We start from the raw sequence: 20,940 nt of genomic DNA, 5'->3' as shown, positions 1-20,940 counted from the left end.
GAATATGCCTCGCGACTATCTGAAAAAGGCGACCCTGACGGCTCAATCTCATGCCACGGAAGTGCATGACACCGTGAAGACAATCCTTGCCGACATTGAGGCTGGCGGGGATGCCAAAGCGCTGGAATATGCGGTCAAATTCGACAAGTTTGACGGCAACGTTTTGATGACTGCCGAAGAGATCGAGGCCGCCTGCGCGCTTGTCCCCGAAAGGCTCAAGGCGGATATTCGGTTTGCTCACGACAATGTTCGCCGATTCGCCGAAACGCAGAAGTCCACGGTGTCTGACGTTGAGATGGAAATTGTCCCGGGCTTTATCGCCGGCCAAAAGGCCATCCCTGTGGACGCGGCTGGCTGCTATGTGCCCGGCGGGCGCTATAGCCATATTGCCAGCGCGATCATGACGGTCACTACGGCCAAGGTTGCCGGGTGCCGCCACATCACGGCCTGCTCGCCTCCGCGTCCAGGAGAAGGCGTTGCGCCTGCGATTGTGTATGCAGCGCATATCTGCGGTGCGGACAGCATTCTGGCCATGGGCGGCGTTCAGGGCGTGGCCGCCATGACCTATGGTTTGTTCGGCCTGCCGAGCGCAAATATTCTTGTGGGCCCAGGCAATCAGTTTGTGGCCGAGGCTAAACGTATTCTCTATGGCAAAGTTGGCATCGACATGATTGCCGGGCCGACGGACAGCCTGATCCTTGCGGACGGTTCCGCAGATGCGCATGTAGTTGCCACCGATTTGGTGAGCCAGGCGGAACACGGCTATAACTCTCCGGTTTGGCTGGTGACGGATGACCGGGACCTTGCGCAAAAAGTCATGGAGCTGGTGCCAGCGTTGATCGAGGATCTGCCTGAACTCAACCGAGAAAACGCTTTTGCTGCGTGGCGTGACTATGCCGAGGTCATCGTCTGTTCAGATCGTGAAGAAATGGCGGCCTGTTCGGACGATTACGCGCCCGAACACCTGACCGTTCAGGCCGAGGACCTGGATTGGTGGCTGGGTCGGTTGACCTGCTATGGATCGCTGTTTCTGGGTGAAGAAACAACAGTGTCCTACGGTGACAAGGCGACTGGTACGAACCACGTTCTGCCGACATCCGGCGCGGCCAGCTATACCGGCGGCTTGAGCGTCCATAAGTACATGAAGATCGTCACATGGCAGCGCGCTACACGCGAAGGCTCGAAATCCATTGCCGAGGCGACCGCTCGCATTTCCCGGTTGGAGGGTATGGAAGGGCATGCGCGGGCTGCGGACGTGCGCCTTGCCAAATACTTCCCTGACGAACAGTTCAACCTGACCGCCGATGAATAATCCGCGCGCGTTGTTCGATCTGACCGGGCGTGTCGCTTGCGTGACCGGCGCAAGCTCGGGCCTTGGGCGTCGTGCAGCGCTTGTGTTGGCCTCAGCGGGTGCGTGCGTCGTCGGCGTCGCCCGTCGACCGGAAGCATTGGCAGAATTGCAAGCTGAAGGGGGCGACAACGTGGCCACAGTTGTTGCCGACGTGGCCGATCGGTCGCGCGTGGCATCGCTCGCCGAGGAAGTCGCAGCCAGTTTTGGCGCGCCGGACATCATCGTGCATGCGGCGGGTATCAACACGCGCGAAGTGGCAGATGACGTGACCACCGAAGGCTGGGACAAGACGCTTGAGCTGAACCTGAGCGCGCCGTTCTTCCTAAGCCAGGCAATGGTTCCTGCGATGAAAGCTCGGGGGTGGGGGCGGATCGTGAATTTCGCCTCGCTTCAGACCACGCGTGCTTTTCCGGGCGGTATTGCTTATGGGGCCAGCAAGGCCGGGGTCGGGCAACTGACGCGGGCCATGGCCGAGGCTTGGTCCGCTGACGGCATCACTGCAAATGCCATCGGGCCGGGGTTTTTCCCGACCGAACTGACGCAGGCTGTGTTCAATGACCCCGACCGGGCAACCCGTAACGCGGCGCAAACCTGCATGAACCGAAACGGGCAGATGGAGGATATCGATGGGCCGATCCTTTTCTTGTGCTCACCGGCGTCCAACTACGTCACAGGGCAAGTTTTGATGGTCGACGGAGGGTTTACAGCGAAATGAAAGCGCTTGTTTATCAGGGTGTTGAGCATTTGACCTATGAGGACGTACCAGATGCTGCGCCCGACATAGGTGAGCAATTGATCCGGGTCGAGGCTGTCGGGATTTGCGGCTCGGATATGCACGCCTATTTGGGTCACGACGCGCGCCGACCTGCACCACTTATTCTGGGCCACGAGGCCGCAGGGACGATTGTTGGAGGTCCACGCGACGGTACGCGCGTTACGATCAATCCTTTGGTCAACTGCGGTGTCTGCCCGGCGTGTGAGGCAAGGCGGGAAAACCTGTGTCCCAGCCGGCAGATCATCTCGATGCCACCGCGTGAAGGGGCTTTTGCTCAATATATTGCAATGCCGGATGCAAATCTGGTTGAGGTGCCGGACCACGTATCCTTTCAGCAGGCCGCCCTGGCAGAGCCATTGGCCGTTAGCTGGCACGCGGTTCGGTTGGGGCTTGAGGCACTGCATCAGGGAATGGCGCGTGATGCGTTGGTGATAGGCGGCGGCGCGATTGGTGTGGCCGCAGCTTTGGCACTGGCGGCAGCTGACTTCGATGATGTTGTCATCGTTGAGCCGAATGACGTGCGGCGCGCCTATCTGCAAAGTTTGGGTTCTTTTAATGTGGTCGAAGCCACGGATGATACGTTCTCATTGGTTGTTGACGCAGTGGGGTATTCTGCAACCCGCGCGGCCGCTTCCGAAAAGGTTCAACCGGGCGGCGTTATCGTGCATGTTGGGTTGGGTGAGGATACGGGCGGTTTGGATATACGTCGTATGACGTTGCAGGAGATCACGTTTATCGGCACCTATACTTATACTGCCGATGATTTCCGAAAGACCGCGCAGGCGATATTCGATGGCCGTTTGGGTTCGTTGGACTGGATAGAGGAACGGACCTTGTCTGAAGCTGCTGACGCCTTTCGCGATTTGCGGAAAGGTGCCGTGGCCGCACCCAAAATCATCCTCGCACCCTGGATCTAGTCCAGGCAGAAACGGAGGTATTCATGTACAAAAAAATTCTCGTCCCAATGGCGTTGGATCATGGGATTTCACCGCACACTTTGGAAATCGCCAAGGCCTTATCGGCTGAAAGGGCCGAGATTGTGGCCCTGCATGTCTACGAGATGCCTCAGGGCTCTGTCAGTGCCTATCTCGACAAGGATGTCGTCGCCGAAGGCTTTCGCGCGGCACGCACCTTGTTGCGGGAAAAAGTTTCGGGGCTTGAGGGCGTTCAGGCCGAGATTGTCAAAGGTCACACGGCCCGCACGGTGATCGACTTTGCGACACAAAACAAATTTGACTGCATCGTCATCGGTTCGCATGAACCGGGTGTCAGCGATTATTTTCTGGGATCGACCGCCTCACGCGTCGTCCGTCATGCGCCTTGCGCCGTGCACGTGCACCGCGGGCTGTAAACCGTCAATCGCGCTAACTGCGCCCCATACAGGACTAACATATCGGACATGAACATAGACAAAAAGATCACCGACGATTTGGTGGCCAACGACATCTCATTCGTCACCACGGTTCCGTGCAAGCAATTGGCCGGCGTCATCGACGAAATCGACGCGCGTGACGGCATCTATCATATCCCATCGAACAAAGAGGATGAAGGCATGGGCCTGTGTGCCGGTGCCTGGATGGGTGGCAAACGCCCCGCGATAATCATGCAGAACACTGCCATCGGCGTAACCATCAACACGTTGGCGACGCTGATCCAGTATTACCGGATGCCTTTGCCCATGCTGATTTCATATCGTGGAGAGCTGCGCGAACCCGTCGCCTGCCAGGTTGAAATGGCGGTCCATACCAAGGCGCTTCTGGCCCAGATGAACATCCCGACCTACCATTTCCATCATCAATCGGATGTCGAGGAACTGGATGCGATCCTAAAATACACGTTCATGAGCAACAAGCCGGTCGCCATTCTGACCGACGCCAATTTCTGGGGAGGCTATGGCGACCAATGATCCGTTCTGAAATCCTGAAAGAAATCGCGCCGATCCTGCGGGATCAACTGGTTGTCTGCAACATTGGCATTCCCAGCCAGGAGTTGCACGCCATCGACGACCAGCCCACCAATTTCTACATGCTGGGCACTATGGGGTTGGCCTCAAGCATCGGCCTGGGTCTTGCCTTGTCTCAGCCAAAGCCGGTCATCACAATCGACGGTGACGGATCCATCCTGACCAACCTCGGCACCTTGCCGACCATCGCCAATAACGTGGCTGACAACTACATTCTGCTGATCGTCGATAACGGATCTTATGGGTCGACCGGGGATCAGCCGACTTACGCAGGCAAGAAGACGTCGCTTGCAGCCGTAGCGCAGGCATGTGGCTGCGAGAATGTGGTCGAGTGCCAGGCCGAAGACACTGGGGCCGCATTGCAGGCAGCGCTCGACAGCGGCCAAATGACAATCATCGTCAGCAAGTGCGAAAGCGGCAATGCCAAGATGCCGGTAATCACGATGGACCCGGTTGTGATCCGCGACCGCTTTATGAAGGCCGTCCAAGCGTCCTAAAGAAGTCGACCTGCAGGTATTCAGCTTATGCCGTCCCGTTCGGGGCGGCGTTTCTTTGGTCGATTGCACCCCAATTTGATGCAGTTTCCTGAATGTGATATGACGCTACGTAAAGTGAATTTCAAAAACATTTTTAGAAGTTTCATCGCAAGGGGGGAAATTATGAAATTCAAGTTGCTTGCGCAAAGCGTACTTTTCGGTGCCGGGCTGTTGATGGTTGGCCTAACGCCGGCGCAGTCTCAGACCCGCGAGGAAAGTCAGGGCATGGTTCTGCTGCGCGGTTTGCCGACGTTGGATACAAATCACAGCATCGCGATTGTCGAGCTGGATCCGGAATCCGACCAGTTCGGAGAGCTACTGAGCGAAGTTGAACAGCCGGATATTCAGCATCCATTGCATCACCTCTACTACAGCCCAAACGGGCGTCTCTATTCGACCGGGTTGGACCCGTCCTGCAGCCTGGCTGAAATTGGACTATCCCGCGATTCCAGCGGAACGCCGGTGATTGAGGGCTTTACCTGTCTGGATACCCAAGGGCAGATCGTTGGCGAGGACATCATGTGGGCCACGTCGAAGGGGCAGGAGTATATGTTCGTGACCTTCATGGGTGGCACTGGAGGCGATGATGGCGGCTCGGTCGGTGTTTTCGACACTCAGACCAACGAGGTGGTCAAAATTATCGAAGCACGCAAAAGCCAAGTCGGCGAGGGTGAGCCATATATCATGTACCCGCACGGGATATCTGCGTTCGACGACCGCATGGTGGTCACCTCGACGATACATCCCGATATGACGACTGGCGTTGGAAATGTGTTGACGATCATAGACCTCAACACGCTTGAACCCATCCAAAACATCGTGGTGGAAAACGAAAAGCCGTTGGATTTTCCGTCTTCACCTGTCGAGGTGCTGTTCGCACGACCTGACATGCATGCTGACATTGAACCAGCCATTCTGGCCAATACGATGTTCGGATTCGAGACCTGGAAAATCCCCTATGACGCCGGTTCCAAAACCTTTGGAGAAGCCGAAGTCATATATAGTGGCGTGGCCAATGAAACCGCTGTTCCGCTCGAGTTCTATGGCACTGAAGATGAACTGTTCATCTCTCATGGATTACCGGGTGTTGTGAAGCGCTATGAAATGGCCGCACTGCCCGAGCTTGTGTCCAGCGGGCCGGACATAGTTGCTGATCCGGGTGCACATCACATGATCTTTTTCACGTCCGCTTCGGGCCGAGACCTGATCGCCGTTCAAAATAACCTGCTCAATCTGGGCAACGCCGCTGATGACGACCCAACGGATGTGGATTTTATTGCCGACCTGAACGCACACACGATCACGATCCATGATCTTGAGACCGGCGAACGTATCGCCGAGGTCAATTTCAAGGAGCGCTACAACAAAGGCGTGGACAACGTTGAAGGGCTGTTCGGTTCGGGTTTTGTGCACCACCACTAATGCTCTGGGGGCGCTATGCTTCGGGTGTTTTTGACAGCGGCCGTCGCTGTGGTGATCGCGGCGACGGCGTGGGTCTTCTGGGACCGTGCACGCGGGCCGACGGCAACGCCGATTGCTGGCTTCTCGGCGCCCTTCGTATTTGGACGCTTTGCTGTGCCCGCGGACAACCCGCTGACGGAAGAGGCCTTTGCTCTTGGGCGGCACCTGTTTTATGACCCCATCCTGTCCGGCAACAATCAGGTGTCCTGCGCGACATGCCACGTGCAGGCCCTTGCGTTTACCGATGGATTGGCAAAGTCGCCCGCATTGTCGGGCGGAGAGCTGGAGTTCAGCTCCATGAGTTTGACCAACCTTCTTTGGGGGCAAGAGCGGCTCTTCTGGGACGGTCGCGCAACGTCGTTGGAAGCGCAGGCGTTGATGCCGATTCAACACCCGGACGAGATGGATCAGGACTTGGATGCGCTGATCACCGAACTGCAAGCATCCCGCGATTATCGACGGATGTTCCGCAAGGCATACGGGGAAGTAAGCGTCGAAAACGTGGCCCGGGCGTTGTCGACCTTCATGCGAGCGCTGATTTCGTCGGATTCAAAATACGACAGGTTTCTGCGTGGCGAAGTGCGTTTGACCGCGCAGGAAGAACATGGCCGCAAACTATTCATGGCGCATCCGGACACCAAGGTTTCGCTGCGTGGCGGGAACTGCATCGACTGCCACAGCCAGTTTTTGACTTCCGGGTTTCGGGACGCATTGGATGGGTTTTCAAACAATGGGCTGGATTCCGATGACGACCTGCCGGATGGCCTGATGGCCGTGACCGGCAATCCGGCGCACAAGGGCTTCTTCAAAGTGCCGACACTGCGCAACATCGCAGTAACTGCGCCCTACATGCATGATGGTCGGTTCGAGACGTTAGAAGAGGTCATGGATCACTACAATGACGGGATTGTCGTCAGCGATACGCTCAGCCCTTTGATCCTTGAGGCCGACAATGCACCAGAGGCCGGGCAAGGCACTGTGGGCCTGCGTATGACGCCCGACGAAGTGCAGTCCATCATCGCGTTCCTGCACACGCTGACGGATGAGGGTTTTTTGACAAACACACAGTTATCCAATCCTTTCGGAGGAGACGGCTGATGCGTATTTGGATGACGGGGCTTGCGACGCTGTTGGTCGTTGGCGGAGCGCTGTTCTTTGCTCTTGGTCCGCAGCGCACCACGTCGATCACATTGACCTTTCACGCGAAGATGGGTGACGATCCGTTGGTATTTGATGAGTTCGTGTACGAAAACCCCGGCGGGCCCGGCACGTTCAGGGTTCGTGACTTTCGGCTCTACCTCAGCAACCTGACCCTCTCGCAAGATGGGGCACTGTTTGCTGAGCCTGACAGCTATCATCTGCTCCGGTTCGACAACCCGGAAACAACCCATTCGCTCAGACTGAACGACATTCCCCTGAGCAGCATTGCGCACGTCCGTTTCATGATCGGCGTAGACCCAGAAGCCAATGGCTCGATCCAAGCGCGCGGGGACCTGGACCCGAACAGCCAAATGGCCTGGAACTGGGAGGTCGGCTACAAATTCGTCGTGATGGAAGGAACGTTGCGGATCGGGGAAGAGGTCGCTCCGCTGGTCTACCACGTTGGGTTTTCGGAAAACGCGCGCGAGGTCGATATTCAGTTGCCACCGGATTTCGGTTCTGATGGCAATGTCGACCTGCACGTGAACGTAGATGTTGCAAAGCTTTTTGACGGGCCTTCGCAAATTGACCTGCAAAAGCTCTCATCGGTCAAGTTCAACCGCGAAGACTCCGCCATGCTGGCCGACAATTACGCAACCATGATGACCCCGATGTTTCGGTGAATTCGGATCGTGCAAGCCCCTTAGAACCGATAGGTCGCGCCGATCAACGGGCCGGACTGGTCAAACGTGAAATCGTTGCCATCAATCTCGTGATCGAAAGAGATATAGCGATAACCGCCGCGGATCACCCATCTGTCGTTGATTTCATAATCCGCAGTCAGCAAGACCTGCCATGTTTCGCTGTCGCTGCTGAAGCCGCCGTAATCAAAAAAGCCAGTGCCAGACCACCTGTCGTTGAATGCAACGCGGGCTCGGACGCCGATGACCGGGTCTGTCCAGCTTTCATCGACACTGACAGACCGGCCCGGGGCTGCTCCGGGAAGGACGGTGAAATCCGTCTGTGTGCGAAACCAGCGGAAACCGCCGACCAAGTCCACATAGGACGTATCTGTAGTATAAGCCCGGTACCCGACATAGCCGCTGAAAAATTGCGTTGTGAGAGAGGTTTCAAGACCAGAACTTGCCGGACCAGGCGTACCATTGCTGAAAGAGACGTCCACATAGTTGTAGTCGGCCAATAGTGACCATCGCCCGTTCGATGCACCAAAGACGCCCATGAAGGCCAGATCGAGATTTTCTAGCGCGTCAGAGAAACTCAGCGTTCCATCAACAGTGCCGCGGGCCGTTTCTTGCGTAACCTCTGTTTCAGGCATGAACAGGTATATTGTTGCCTCATAGGACCAATCGGATTGCTGCGCCATAGCGGCAGTTGTCATTGGTATCCAGACCGCCACGGCCCACGCAGCGGTTGCTATTTCCCTCTTAAAGACCATTTTGATCCTCCGTTTGTTCCAATTTGGCAATCTGATCTGATTGCTCACTCATTCAGCGGCTTCGCCAGACTGTTGAACGCGCGGTCCGACACGGTTGATATCGGTTTCCGGAAAGAACTCGGACCAGACATGCCAGAATACACCGGCTCGCAGGGTCTCGACGCGTTGCAGTTTTCCCTGATCCGACATTCCCCAGAAATCGCAGCGGGTGATGGGCTGGCCTTTGTCATTATACCAAACGCCAAGGCTTTCATACTTTGGGTCCAAACTGACAACCACGTCACGCCCACCGACATTTGCGTTTACGATCCAGTCATTCTCGACCACGAAATCATCGATCCAGCAGGCAGCGTCGTTGCCGATCGTGATGCCCCAGACATAGGTCTTGTTCGGAAGCCGATTGTCCGAACTGTCCATGTTGTCCATGACGGGCGCATCTTCCTGATGCTGGCGCGCGATCCCCCAGCCAAATGTTATCTCCGTCACCATATCCAGCAGCCGCAAAAACGGGTTCGGCGAGGGCTTGTTCAGATACACCTCGCCATCGGGAAACGCTTTTTGAAATCCGCGGAACGTCATCCGATACGTGGGCCAGGGCTGCATCTTTGCGTCAGGGCGCACAGGGCAGGCAGGTCCGTCCGCGCCAGTATCGCGATCCGCCTCGCGAAATCCATAGATCTGCTGGATGGGTTCCCCGGTTTCGTTGTCCCGCAGGATCAGGTTGTTGCCATGTTGGGCCAGAACCTCAAGATCCAGGCGGTTACCCTCGATGCGTGGGGCATACCCTTGCCCAAGGTTGGCCATCGCGCAAAAGGTCATTACGATATCTTCGCCACCCAGCCCGTCGGCATTGCCGGCCAAATGGGGCCGCATGATTTGCGCATCGGGATGCGCCCGGGCATGGCCGTTGTTTTCAATAACGATGACTGGCGCGGTCGGGCCGATGAATTTTCGCGCCTCGGAAATGGGAAAGAAGGCCGCAGTGTTGAGTTGATTCCTCAGCCCCAGATGGACCCACACATAGGGAAAGCCATACAATACCAAAACCAGAAGCGCCGCAATCAGCCACAGCCAGAACGGGCCACCGCCCAGAATGAAATGCGCAAGTGTTGCGACGGCGAACCCGCCCAAACCGACAGCAATCAGGCGGTACTCGTGCCGGATAAACCGGATCATGTTTTTGCGTTTAACCTTAAGCACCATTTGCGAAATGTCGCCAAGATCGCGGAAATAGACGAACCCGATACCCAGTGAAACGACTAAACCCAGAGCGAAAATGAAGTTTCCTGCCATATGTTTATCCTGATTTCGGGTTCCAATAGACCGCCTGCAGGAAAACCGCGGGCGGTCAGGAATTATTGCTGCGGTGACGCGCGTTTTATGAGAAACGCGTCGACGGCGAGTTGGGTTTCTGGGCGAATATTCTCGATCCCTTCGTATGGCACGCCATAGGCGGGTGCGGTGTCGGGGAATTTCTCTTTGCGGGCCATGTGGCGGCCAAGGATGCGTGCGAATTCCTGCCCGCCCCAGGCGCCAACCTCTGTCGAGACAGAGTATTCTTCACGTGTGTCCCGGTAGAGATCAAAGAATTTTGCCAGAATAGCGCTTTCCCCCGGTCCCGGCAGTTTCAGCTTTAACTGGTCTTTCACAACCGCCTCGGGCTTGTTCACCGAATAGACGATCACGTGATCGCGGCGGGCCTTGGTTTCGTCGGCAAACAGTAGGGCGGCAGACTGGTCCACTCCATCCACCAGCCTATCCCGCGGAATGTACTGATCTGCCCCGGCAAAGCGCGACAATGTCGTATAGAGGTCCGAGACATGGATGATGCTGTTGAGCAATCCGTCCGCCTCAATCATGCCCGGCCAGCGGATGAAAGCATCGACACGGATTCCGCCCTCGGTCGTGTCACCCTTGCCGCCAGCATAGATCAGCGGGGTGAACCCGGATTGCGGCGCGTACTTGGTGAAATGGCCATTGTCGCCCATGACCACAACCACAGTGTTTTCTGTCAGGCCCAGCTCATCCAGCCGTGCGAACAAGTCGCCCAGCCACTGATCGAGCAACTGCATTTTGTCCACATACAGACCGCCATTCACGCTCTCTGGTCCCGACCGTCCGGCGCGGGTGTTGTCCAGCGGGATCATCGGCCAGTATTGCAGGAAAAACGGGTCTTCACCGCCTGCAAGACGGTCCAGTTCTTCCAGCGTCTTGTCCTGAAACGCCTGGTTCATCTCGTCGTACTTGGCTGCGTTCCAGCGCTCACCGGTTTCCATACGGATTTCGCGGATCGGACCGCCGGTTTCCCCCTCGATAACTGTCATCATCGCGGCAGAGTCCGGTCTGAACCAACCGTCCAGCGTGTACTTGTCGTCATAGTCCTGGATCGCGACTGAGACCTGCTCTTTGATCGCGTCGTCGTTGAAGATGGTCAACTGGCCCTGCTGATGGATGGCGTGTTGGGCATAATCAAAACCCTGATTCATCGCCCAGCTTTCAGCGATATCGCCCATGTGCCATTTTCCGACATGACTGGTAGCATAGCCCGCCTGTCTCAACACCTCAGCCAGCGTCACCTCATCGCCGGGCAAACCAAAGCCAGCGATATCCACAGTCGTATCGCCCATGCCCATTCGCACAGGCAAACGCCCGGTCATTTGCGCCACGCGGGTCGGCGTACACGAAGGCTCAGTGTACATCCGTACCATCCGCAGTGCCTGATCTGAGAAATCGTTGATGTTCGGAGTCTCATATCCCCGAACGGCGTTAAGCTCGGGAATTCCCATGTCGCCAAAGCCCATATCATCGATCAAGACACTGATGATGTTTGGGGGCGTTCCCCCGTTGCTTTCCCGAAACGCAGCCAGTGCTTGGTCAACGGCCGCGTCATCTTGGGCCCATTGCGATCCAAGCTGTGCTTGAAGGATGTAGAATTCCGCATCGTGTTGAATCGGGTTTTCCTGCGCTTCAGCTGAAAGGGCCGCAAAACCCATCGACAACACAAAAACACACTGCAACTTCATTCCAATCTCCCCTTCAGAATGCCGACTCCACAGCGCAGGCTGTTTGTCATATTGAAACATTATTATATTTGCTGTTGAAACGCTACGCCGCAAAAGCCGGGTGGAGGTAACCTCTCAATTTCTTAGGAAAGTCCGTCACACGCCGACCGTATGCCACGTGTCTTAGGGGCTAACAGGGGGGACCCCGGAAGGTTGCGCAAGACCACGCGAAATGTACGAGCGAAGCGACGTGGATGAACTGCGTGTTTCGGTTCGTCAAACACTTGGCCCGAACACCGACCATCCGGTCGCGCGAACCAGCTCCTGATATGCAATGCTGGCCAGATGCGAGTTGCCTTTTGCGTCTAGTCCTGGGCTCCAGGCTGTAACGGCTGCGATGCCTGGTACAATACACAGGATACCGCCTCCCACACCGCTTTTGGCGGGAAGCCCGACGCGGAATGCAAACTCGCCCGAGGCGTCATAAGATCCGCACATCATCATCAATGCGGTTACTCTCCGTGCGCGTTGTGCGGACAACACGGTTGACCCGTCGGCCGGGTTCTGGCCTGCGGCGGCCAAATAACGGCCAGCCACCGCCAATTGACGGCATGACATGGCGATGCTGCATTGGCGGAAATACAGCGACAGAACATCTTCGACTGGCGCTTTTAGGTTTCCCTCGGCCTTCATGAAATGCGCAAGTGCCCGGTTTCTGGACCCTGTCCGCATCTCAGATTCTGCAACGGCCTTGTCCACTTGAATGGACTGATCCTCTGCGAGCGTTCGGCACAGATTCAGTACGTCGTTGACCGCCTCATCAGAACTTCGGTCTTCAAGCAGAACGTCGGCCACGACAATGGCGCCGGGGTTAATAAACGGGTTTCTGGGAATTCCGCGTTCATGTTCGAGCTGGACGATGGAATTGAACGGATCGCCTGAAGGCTCTCGGCCTACCCGCTGCCAAAGGGTCGCGCCTACACGTTGAAGGGCTTCCGTCAGCGAAAAGACCTTTGAGATGCTTTGTATCGAAAACAGCGTGTCCGCGTTTCCGGCCGATACAGGCACGCCGTCAATGGGCGCGACGGCGATGCCGAACTGGTTCAGGTCAACCGTGGCAAGCTCGGGAATGTACTGGGCAACCTTCCCGCGGTCAGACATACCTGCGACGCGGTCGGCAATGTCATCCAGAATGACCTGCAACTCACCGGTTTCAATCACGCTGGGTCTCGGCATATGCCTCCTCCGTCCAGACCGAGTGATCAACGCCCTTGTCAAATTCAGGGAATTTGCTTGCCACAAAGCGGGGCTCAAGATTCTGTCTGCGCTGTGCGAAATAGTCCACGGTCAGTTTGTACACCGTGCCCGACAGCAGCACGATGGCGACCAGGTTGATGGTTGCCATTACACCCATGGCTGCGTCTGCAAAATTGAACACTGTGCTGACCGCTTGCACAGCGCCCCAGACGACCATGGCAAGACAACCCAGGCGCAAAATGTAGATGGGCACTTTGCCTTCCAGCTTCAGAAACGTCATGGCGTTTTCTGCGTATGAGTAATTGCCCAATATCGACGTAAAGCCAAAAAACACGATTGCGATTGCGATAAAATGGCGGCCGATCTCACCCAGATGGACCGCTGCCGCATCCTGAGTTAGCCGCATGCCGGTGGCCCCGTCCGGTTCGATAGCGCCAGACAGCAGGATCAGCAATGCGGTCGCGGTGGCGACCAGTATCGTATCCACGAAACAGCCAAACGCCTGAACCAAACCCTGGCTCGAAGGGTGGTGCGGTTCCGGGGTAGCAACGGCTGCGATGTTGGGGGCCGAACCCATGCCGGCCTCGTTTGAAAACAATCCGCGCTTGATGCCATTGAGCGCTGCGGCCATTACGCCACCCGTGACGCCGCCTGCGGCCTCCTGAAGGCCAAAGGCCCCTGCAACGATGGACCACAGCATTGCAGGCACCTGTGGCAGGTTCAGGACAACGACGACACAGGCCAGCAACAGGTACAGCCCGGCCATGAGTGGGACGACGATTTCGGCAAATCGCGCAATGGTTCGGATGCCGCCAAAGATGACCACAGCCGCCGCCGCTGCCAACGCCAGACCGGCAATCAATTTGTTCAGCCCAAACGCGCCTTCGAACGCCTCAGCGATTGAGTTGGATTGGACGGCGACAAAAACCAGGCCGAAACTGACGATCAGGCAGATCGAAAAGATCACCCCGGCCCAGGGCGCGTTCAGGGCATTGGCCATATAAAAAGCAGGACCGCCACGGAACCGTCCGTTTGAAGACGTGACCTTGTAAAGCTGCGCCAGTGTGCTTTCGGAATAAGCCGTGGCCATACCGACCAGGGCCACGATCCACATCCAGAAGATTGCGCCAGGGCCACCCAAGGTTAAAGCCACCGCGACACCGGCCAGATTCCCAGTGCCAACGCGTGACGCCAGACTAACGGTCAGTGCCTGAAACGGTGTAATTCCGCGTTTGTCAGTGGATTTGGACGAGGTCAGAACACTGATCATCTCGCCGAAATGTAGAAACTGCAGCGCGCCCAGACGAATGGTAAAAAATATGCCGACGCCGAGCAACCCGTAGATCAGGACGTAGTTCCAAAGAATAGTGTTAATGCCGTTAACAATTGCTTCCACCGTCCGCCTCCTGAGAACTCAAACCGTTCGAAAAAGCAGCTAAAATACTATGCTTATTCTTTCATCATGCACGAAGGGAGGGTTGTCGAGTCAAGCTTCAAACCCGAAAATCGGCGAAACGCCCGGACATATACAATTGATTTAGCGATAAGAATTCATTCGGGTGACGACTTTTTGCGCGGCTTCAACTACAGACTGACCTGCGTGTTCCGAAGGTTGTAAGCGCGCTGCGAAAAGCGCATTCGGGGCACAGACCGTCCCGAATGCCATAGTCATAGAAGCGTCCAGATGAAGTGTGCTTTGCCTATTCAGCGGCCATCTGTGCCGAAGGTGTCGACATCGAAATCACGCGCTCGTCTTCGGTCATATCTTCTTCGATCCCGTCGAAAAGTGGTGTGGAGAGATAGCGCTCGCCCGTGTCTGGCAACATCACCAGAAAAACGGATCCCTGCGGGGCTTGCTCGGCCACTTTCATAGCAACAGCAAGCGTCGAGCCACCAGATATTCCCGTAAAAATCCCTTCTTCCGACGCCAGCCGTCTGGACCATTCAATCCCCTCGGCACCGGGGACAGGGATCAATTCATCATAGTAATCCTTGTCGATCGCCTCTTGCAGAACCCATGGGATAAAGTCTGGGGTCCAGCCCTGAATGGGGTGAGGTTCAAAATTCGGATGGCTTTCCGTGGGTTGGTGGCCCTCGTTGCGGGTGTTTGTATAACCCGATGACACAATCGCCGCGTTGGCGGGTTCTGTTAGGATGATTTTCGTGCCGGGGCGCTCTGCGCGAAGAACGCGTGCGACACCGGAAACGGTCCCGCCGGTGCCATAGCCGGTGACCCAGTAGTCCAGCCGCTCACCTTCGAAATCTGCCATGATTTCTCGGGCAGTGGTGTTCTCGTGAATATCGGCATTTGCCGACGTCTCGAACTGGCTGGCCAGAAACCATCCATTCTGTTCGGCAAGTTCCTTGGCTTTGACATACATGCCAAAGCCCTTTTGAGCGCGCGGCGTCAGCACGACCTTTGCCCCCAGAAAGCGCATCAGCTTGCGGCGCTCGACCGAAAAGCTGTCGGCCATGGTCAGGACCAGGGGATACCCTTTGGCAGCACACACCATCGCAAGGCCGATCCCGGTGTTGCCGGATGTGGCCTCGACCACAGTCTGGCCGGGCTTCAGCCGCCCGTCACGTTCCGCCGCCTCGATAATGTTCAGCGCGAGACGATCCTTGACCGAAGCTGCAGGATTGAAAGCCTCGAATTTCACATAGACCGTCACATGCGACGGCGCGATCTTGTTGATGCGTATGCAGGGCGTGTCACCTACGGTGTCGAGAACGCTGTCATAAAGCCGTTTGCGTCCCTCAGTCTGTCGAATTCCCATGGCGGGGTCCCTCTTTTGGTTGGCAAAATCCGTGCCAGTTTATACCAATTTCGCTGCTTCGGCGCTTTAAACATTTGTCTTGGAGGTGACCGACGAAGTCCCGTACTGAACCGCCAGTTCAGGATGCCCATAAGCTTTTGGGTACGTCATCGGCACGAATGGGCCTGCGGGAATGACACCATTCCAGCTTCGACCAAAGTACCCTTGCCGACAGTGATCCAGCGAACTGCTGGTTGCCACCCCGGGCAGATCATGGACGCGACAAAGCCAGCGCCAGAGAAACGGGTAGTCAAGGATCTTGGCGCCATTCAGCTTCATGCGCAGGTAGTAAACCGGGTCGTGGCGGTAGAGCGTCGGGAAAAGGCGCAGATCGGCTTCTGTATATCGGTCCCCGGTCAGAAAAGGTCTGCCATCGCTGGCCAAGCGGTCTTCCAACTGCGCCAATGTTTTGAAGTATGTCCCGAAACTGGCGACATAGACGTTTTGATCAGACGAGAACCCGGCCTTGTATGCCCCGTTGTTGATGGCGACGTAGATTTGCACGTTCAGTTCGTCAATTTCAGCCCGGATCGCAGGATCATCCGGGTAGAGGTTGGGCCGGTTGGCTTCATTGCAGTAGCTGCCCAGCAGCGCTGCATTGCCATTCAGCATTCGAATGATCTCGGCGCTTTCATTGTTCACGATACGGCCGGCTATTTTGTCATACAGGATTGGGACTGAACGTTCTTCTGAGCCTTCAGCCCGGTAAATTTCGCGAACCAACCTGAAACCTTGTCCCGTTGCGGTTTCCAAGGTGCATTCAGGCAACGTTGCCCCAGTTGCTGAAGCAACAAGCTCGGGGGCGAACTGCCAGTTGTTCGGACCCTCTGGGTCGTCTTCTGTGGTGCGATTGGGAAAGGCCACATCCATCGAAATGCTGTCCTGCAAACCCAACACATTGCGCGCCAGCGTCACCCGATGACACCATGGGCAATTCAGCGCAACAAACAGGTGATAGCGCCCTGGTTCAGCCGGGAACTCTGGATCGCCGATAGCATGTCGGAAGCCACTGACGCCGCGCACGAACTCTCCTCGTGCGCGGCGCTCTGCGGCATTGGCCTGATCTTCCTGTTTGGATTGATCGGTCATGCTTGGCTTTAACCTCTTAGCCGGTGGTGAAGGATGATTGGGACGGCAAGGTCTTCCTCATCGCTCAGGTGCCGTTTCAGAAAGGCCTCGATGGCCTCTGAGGTGTCGCGCAGAGATCCGACTTCGGATCGGGCCTGAGCCTCATCCAATTGAATGAGCTTGATCACACGATTGGCCGTCCTTGTGTATTGGTCAAGAACCAGATCGAGATCGGCATGGTCTTTTTCCAAAACCTCTAGCCCGGCGTCAAAACGGGCATCCGCAGCAGAAAGCTCGGGGAAGTAGCTATGATCTTCCCAACCGTGATGGCCGTGCAAGTTTCCAACAAGCGCGTTTCCGTAATAGGACAGGCGCGCGGCATACTCTTCGGGGGAAAGGTCCTTTTCAAGATAGCTTTCTGCATCGGAGCGAACCAGCCGGGCAAGGCGCCGAAACATCAGATGGGCACCCAGCCAGTGGCGGGTTTTCTCGGTGAAGCCAGGGTGTGCTTCCCAGCTGTCGCGTGGATATTGATCGAGCAAGATCTGCATCTCGCCCGGCATATCAGCGGTGCGAATGTTGTATGTATCAAGCATGCGCTTACTCCTTTCCGCAAACATGTGTGTGGAAAACTCGTACCGTTAGGCTCAAAGGTGCACAGTTGGTGTCTATCACTGCACATCGTTAGTTTTGTGTCGCTCAAATTTGCCAGTTTGGTGCGCATGCCAAGCTCTGGCGGAATAAACCAGAAGTTCAGCCGAGGAAATTGCGCTGCATAGCGAGAGTTTGGACCCTGCGGTAAAGCGGCATTTCGCCACCCTCGGTGGCAGGCGCATTTCTCCCTTTTTGAAATTATGGTCGGTACGGCGTTCTCGCTGATGTTGAGCCGTGATGCGGCTGTTCGAATGATTTGAAAATCTCTCAGGAAATCAACGAGATCGCATGGATCGACAAACAATGAATGCGACCGCAAACCCTGAGTATTCAGAGGTTTATGAAGTCGCGAAAAAAATCAGATATGATAGGCGTGAAAGTAATCGAGAGGGTACTCATCAACCACAGAACATTTCTTGGTATTTTCAACTTTGGCATAACAACAGCATGAGACAGGTTGCCGAACTCTACGGGGTCAACGTTGGTCTCTTCAGACGCCAGCAACCTGCGGCTACGCGTGTCCCCGGCTTAGACCCGACGGCAAAATGCTCAATTCCACCTTTGCTCGCTAGAGATGCACAGCGGCTAGCAGCGTCCGAATAGCGCAAGGCATCCCTCCGAGTAGCAGCATCGCCCGTTCCAGTGTCACGCCTGTCCGGTCCGGGAATCCAATCAGCACAGGCGGGTTATCGACGTGCGACCTACCTTGGGACTTAGGGAAGAGGGGCACAAGACGCACCATCTGCGCATCCGTTAGAGAGAAAAGATCAGACATGTTCACCGCTCGGTGTTCGAACCGGGACACACGAAGCCCAATGGAAATCAATGGGTCCTGCGCCTAATAGATAGTGCTCACTGCAGAATAGAGCCTGCGAAATCGCCTCAACCGCTGGAAGAGCGTGGCCATGTCAGCGGGCTCGAACCGATCCGTTGTTGGTGGCTGAAGCGCTAGATCGGCTTTGCCCAAAGCACCATTTCCACAGGCTGCCAGACGGGCAGCGCCATAGGCCGGACCGGAACTCGCGCCTTCCGAACGCAAAATGGGCTTGCCCGTCACCGTAGCGATCAGGCCCAGCAGGAGATCCGATTGACTGCCTCCTCCAATAGCTGCCAGTTCCGGAAGGTTGTCTATCGTGTCTCCAAAGCTCTGCGCGGCATCGGCAAAACAAAAAGCAATTGCTTCGACTACGGAACGGCAGAGATCCGCGCGCGTTGTCGAATCCTCAAGACCAAAGAAACAGGCGCGAATATGCGGATCCCCGAGGGGACTGCGTTCACCTGTCAAATACGGCAGGAAAATCGGCCCGCGATCACCGCTGACCGTTTCAGCAAGCGCAACAACTTCGGCAGCGGACAGCGCCAGTTGGCCGCCAATCCAAGAAATTGGCCTTGCGCCGTTCAACATCGCCGCCATTTGATACCAACGGTCGGGCAAAGTGTGTGCGAACGCATGCACATAGCGTTCAGGATTAGGCTTGTACCGACGGTCCGCCACGAACAGCTGGCCGGACGTCCCGAGGGAAATAAAGCCACGTCCCGGTTCGGTCGCGCCCAGAGATATCGCCCCGGTTGCCGCGTCTCCGCCTCCCGCAACTACGGGCACGCCTGGTTTCAACCCGGTTTCAGCTGCGGCTTGCGCCGTCACGGTTCCGACGACGACGTGACCGTCGAAAACCTGCGGCAGCCAATCGAGCGCTACATCTGTGGCTTCGGCAACTCCGGCATGCCATTTTCGCGATGCCTGATCGAGCCACATTGTACCGGCTGCATCGGATGTGTCGGTTGCCAACTCTCCATGCAGGCATAACCCGATGTAATCCTTGGGCAGCAGGATATGAGCAAGTCGAGCATAGTGTGCCGGCTCATGTTGTTTCAACCAGGCGATTTTGGGTGCCGTGAAACCCGGCAAAGGGAGGACGCCAGAGATATGACCAATCTGCGGCTGGGCTTCGCGCAGTTCATCGCATTCACGTACCGCTCTGCTGTCATTCCACAGGATCGCCGGGCGGATCGGGCGCAGATCGCGATCCAGCAAAACTGCCCCATGCATCTGACCGGACAACCCGATGGCCTGCACCTCAGACAGCGTGACTTGTTTTGCAAGTTGGCTCAATGCATCGCGCGTCACCTGCCACCAAATATCTGGGTGCTGCTCTGACCAACCAGGCTGCGGCGAGGAAGTTTTTATGTCTACTGAAGACGTTGCAAGAATTCGATCGGTAACCGCACAGACAAGTTTGACCGCTGACGTTCCGATATCAATCCCGAGAAACATTCAATCCCCTTGCCCGCAGAAACGCCCGGACCTTGCATGGCTATTGATTTTTTAGCGCGCGCAAAGAATATGTAAAAATATGATAAGATCAAGGCGGCTCAGATCCGCAGGCAGACTGACATGACCAAAATAAAAAATATGGAAGAGTTCGCAGCCCTCAGTGGCATCTCGCGGCCTACGGTATCCAAGTACTTTCACGATCCCGACAGCGTTCGCCCGACAACACGGGCCCGTATCGAAGAGGCGTTGGAGCGGTTCGACTATCGCCCCAATATTTATGCGGTGAACCAGAACCGGAAGCTGACCAAGAATATCGGCATCGTCGTGCCCTATCTGGCTGATCCGTTCTTTGCCGAAATCGCGCGCTATTTGGAACAAAGCTGTATCGCGGCGGGGTATCGTCCGTCCCTTTTCAGCTCTCATGGTGAGCAAAAACTGGAAAACGACATTCTGGACGGGCTGCAATCCATGAAGCCTGCCGGGGTTTTGTTGGCGCCATTGGGACGGACCTCAGATCAATCAGTGATCGAAAGGTTCTGCGCGAATGTGCCGACTGTATTGTTCGACAGTAACCTAGAAGGTCTGGGTGCCGCGTTTATCGGGTCGGACAATTTCAGCTTTGTGTCGCAAACCGTGGAATACATGATCCGGACGGGCGAGCCCCCGTCATTCTTCGAAATGCGAACACCTGCAAACCCGAACGCCAATAAACGCCGAAAAGCCTATATTGAAGTCATGGAGCGTCTCGGGTTCGAGCCGCATATCATCAAAGTCGACGGTAAGGGCTGGGCGTTTGAAGAGATCGGTCACAAGGGTGCGCTGAAAGTTCTGGCGGAAAATGAGCTGCGAACAAACTCGGTCCTGTGCAGCAATGACCGGCTGGCAATCGGCTTTCTGGCGGCCTGTTACGAACAAGGGATTCGGGTCGGTCGACGGGACGATTGCGCGCTGCGTCTGGCTTCAAATGACGATCATCCCTTCGCAAAATTTACGTGCCCCTCTCTGACCACGGCTGCGCATGACTATGACAACGTGGCCGGGCGTAGCGTTGAAACTCTGTTCGAACTCATTGAAAGTGGAGGGAAATTTGAAACGCGGTCAGAAACATTGTTCCCTGCAAGGCTGGTTTTGAGGGATTCCGCGTAATCCTAAAATTTAACGCGCGTAAAGTTTTCATTGACGCCGC

General features: G+C 56.1%; 19 protein-coding genes and 1 pseudogene. 10 read left to right on the top strand and 10 right to left on the bottom strand.

Annotated features, from left to right (window positions below):
• Window positions 1-4: 4 nt before the first annotated feature.
• The 9 genes from hisD (at window position 5) to AC2FGC_RS06360 (ending at window position 7,909) form a co-directional block, all read left to right on the top strand.
• On the top strand, window positions 5-1,312 hold the full coding sequence (gene hisD, locus AC2FGC_RS06400; RefSeq protein WP_496725516.1) for a histidinol dehydrogenase: 1,308 nt from the start codon (window positions 5-7) through the stop codon (window positions 1,310-1,312).
• Window positions 1,305-2,066 (top strand): SDR family NAD(P)-dependent oxidoreductase, encoded by a 762-nt coding sequence (locus AC2FGC_RS06395; protein WP_496725517.1) that lies wholly within the window; start codon window positions 1,305-1,307, stop codon window positions 2,064-2,066. The genes hisD and AC2FGC_RS06395 overlap by 8 nt, the downstream gene beginning before the upstream one ends.
• The gene (locus AC2FGC_RS06390; protein WP_496781702.1) at window positions 2,063-3,043 is read left to right on the top strand and encodes an alcohol dehydrogenase catalytic domain-containing protein; all 981 of its coding nucleotides are present in this window, start codon (window positions 2,063-2,065) and stop codon (window positions 3,041-3,043) included. Before AC2FGC_RS06395 ends, AC2FGC_RS06390 begins: the two co-directional genes overlap by 4 nt.
• Window positions 3,044-3,066: 23 nt before the next feature.
• Window positions 3,067-3,477 carry a universal stress protein gene (locus AC2FGC_RS06385; protein ID WP_496725519.1) on the top strand — a complete coding sequence of 137 codons (411 nt, stop codon included), beginning with the start codon at window positions 3,067-3,069 and terminating at the stop codon, window positions 3,475-3,477.
• 48 nt (window positions 3,478-3,525) lie between these two features.
• On the top strand, window positions 3,526-4,032 hold the full coding sequence (comD, locus tag AC2FGC_RS06380; protein WP_496725520.1) for a sulfopyruvate decarboxylase subunit alpha: 507 nt from the start codon (window positions 3,526-3,528) through the stop codon (window positions 4,030-4,032).
• A complete protein-coding gene (gene comE, locus AC2FGC_RS06375; protein ID WP_109312501.1) occupies window positions 4,029-4,586 on the top strand; it encodes a sulfopyruvate decarboxylase subunit beta in 558 nt (185 codons plus the stop codon). The genes comD and comE overlap by 4 nt, the downstream gene beginning before the upstream one ends.
• 162 nt (window positions 4,587-4,748) lie before the next feature.
• Window positions 4,749-6,047, top strand: coding sequence for a hypothetical protein (locus AC2FGC_RS06370; RefSeq protein ID WP_496725521.1), 1,299 nt, complete (start codon window positions 4,749-4,751; stop codon window positions 6,045-6,047).
• A gap of 15 nt (window positions 6,048-6,062) precedes the next feature.
• Window positions 6,063-7,184, top strand: coding sequence for a cytochrome-c peroxidase (locus AC2FGC_RS06365; protein ID WP_496781700.1), 1,122 nt, complete (start codon window positions 6,063-6,065; stop codon window positions 7,182-7,184).
• A complete protein-coding gene (locus AC2FGC_RS06360; RefSeq protein WP_496725523.1) occupies window positions 7,184-7,909 on the top strand; it encodes an MbnP family protein in 726 nt (241 codons plus the stop codon). Before AC2FGC_RS06365 ends, AC2FGC_RS06360 begins: the two co-directional genes overlap by 1 nt.
• A gap of 20 nt (window positions 7,910-7,929) precedes the next feature.
• On the opposite strand, the gene AC2FGC_RS06355 is transcribed toward AC2FGC_RS06360, so the two are convergent.
• The 10 genes and pseudogenes from AC2FGC_RS06355 to xylB form a co-directional block, all read right to left on the bottom strand.
• Window positions 7,930-8,682, bottom strand: a complete 753-nt coding sequence (locus AC2FGC_RS06355; RefSeq protein WP_496781698.1) for an outer membrane protein — start codon at window positions 8,680-8,682, stop codon at window positions 7,930-7,932.
• Window positions 8,683-8,730: 48 nt separating this feature from the next.
• Window positions 8,731-9,975, bottom strand: a complete 1,245-nt coding sequence (locus AC2FGC_RS06350; RefSeq protein WP_496781696.1) for a DUF3179 domain-containing (seleno)protein — start codon at window positions 9,973-9,975, stop codon at window positions 8,731-8,733.
• A gap of 62 nt (window positions 9,976-10,037) precedes the next feature.
• Complete coding sequence (locus AC2FGC_RS06345) at window positions 10,038-11,705, bottom strand: sulfatase-like hydrolase/transferase (protein ID WP_496781695.1); 1,668 nt, start codon at window positions 11,703-11,705, stop codon at window positions 10,038-10,040.
• Between the two features lie 255 nt (window positions 11,706-11,960).
• Window positions 11,961-12,920, bottom strand: coding sequence for a glutaminase (locus tag AC2FGC_RS06340; RefSeq protein WP_496725526.1), 960 nt, complete (start codon window positions 12,918-12,920; stop codon window positions 11,961-11,963).
• Window positions 12,898-14,337: an alanine/glycine:cation symporter family protein gene (locus AC2FGC_RS06335; protein WP_496725527.1), complete on the bottom strand. Its 1,440-nt coding sequence runs from the start codon at window positions 14,335-14,337 to the stop codon at window positions 12,898-12,900. Before AC2FGC_RS06335 ends, AC2FGC_RS06340 begins: the two co-directional genes overlap by 23 nt.
• A 304-nt stretch (window positions 14,338-14,641) precedes the next feature.
• Window positions 14,642-15,718, bottom strand: a complete 1,077-nt coding sequence (locus tag AC2FGC_RS06330) for a PLP-dependent cysteine synthase family protein (RefSeq protein WP_496725528.1) — start codon at window positions 15,716-15,718, stop codon at window positions 14,642-14,644.
• Between the two features lie 66 nt (window positions 15,719-15,784).
• Complete coding sequence (locus AC2FGC_RS06325; protein ID WP_496725529.1) at window positions 15,785-16,846, bottom strand: glutathione S-transferase C-terminal domain-containing protein; 1,062 nt, start codon at window positions 16,844-16,846, stop codon at window positions 15,785-15,787.
• 8 nt (window positions 16,847-16,854) lie between these two features.
• The gene (locus tag AC2FGC_RS06320) at window positions 16,855-17,421 is read right to left on the bottom strand and encodes a hemerythrin domain-containing protein (protein ID WP_496725530.1); all 567 of its coding nucleotides are present in this window, start codon (window positions 17,419-17,421) and stop codon (window positions 16,855-16,857) included.
• Between the two features lie 704 nt (window positions 17,422-18,125).
• Window positions 18,126-18,254: pseudogene (locus AC2FGC_RS06315) on the bottom strand (IS5/IS1182 family transposase); the annotation flags it as partial.
• Between the two features lie 63 nt (window positions 18,255-18,317).
• The gene (gene xylB, locus AC2FGC_RS06310; protein WP_496781692.1) at window positions 18,318-19,754 is read right to left on the bottom strand and encodes a xylulokinase; all 1,437 of its coding nucleotides are present in this window, start codon (window positions 19,752-19,754) and stop codon (window positions 18,318-18,320) included.
• Between the two features lie 120 nt (window positions 19,755-19,874).
• Between xylB and AC2FGC_RS06305 the strand changes: the two genes are divergently transcribed.
• Window positions 19,875-20,900 (top strand): LacI family DNA-binding transcriptional regulator, encoded by a 1,026-nt coding sequence (locus AC2FGC_RS06305; RefSeq protein ID WP_496768716.1) that lies wholly within the window; start codon window positions 19,875-19,877, stop codon window positions 20,898-20,900.
• Window positions 20,901-20,940 lie beyond the last annotated feature (40 nt).

This window comes from Ruegeria sp. CDSC054 (assembly GCF_059610645.1).
The sequence above is the reverse complement of the archived record's forward strand: the minus strand, read 5'-3'. Positions and strand labels throughout refer to the sequence as shown.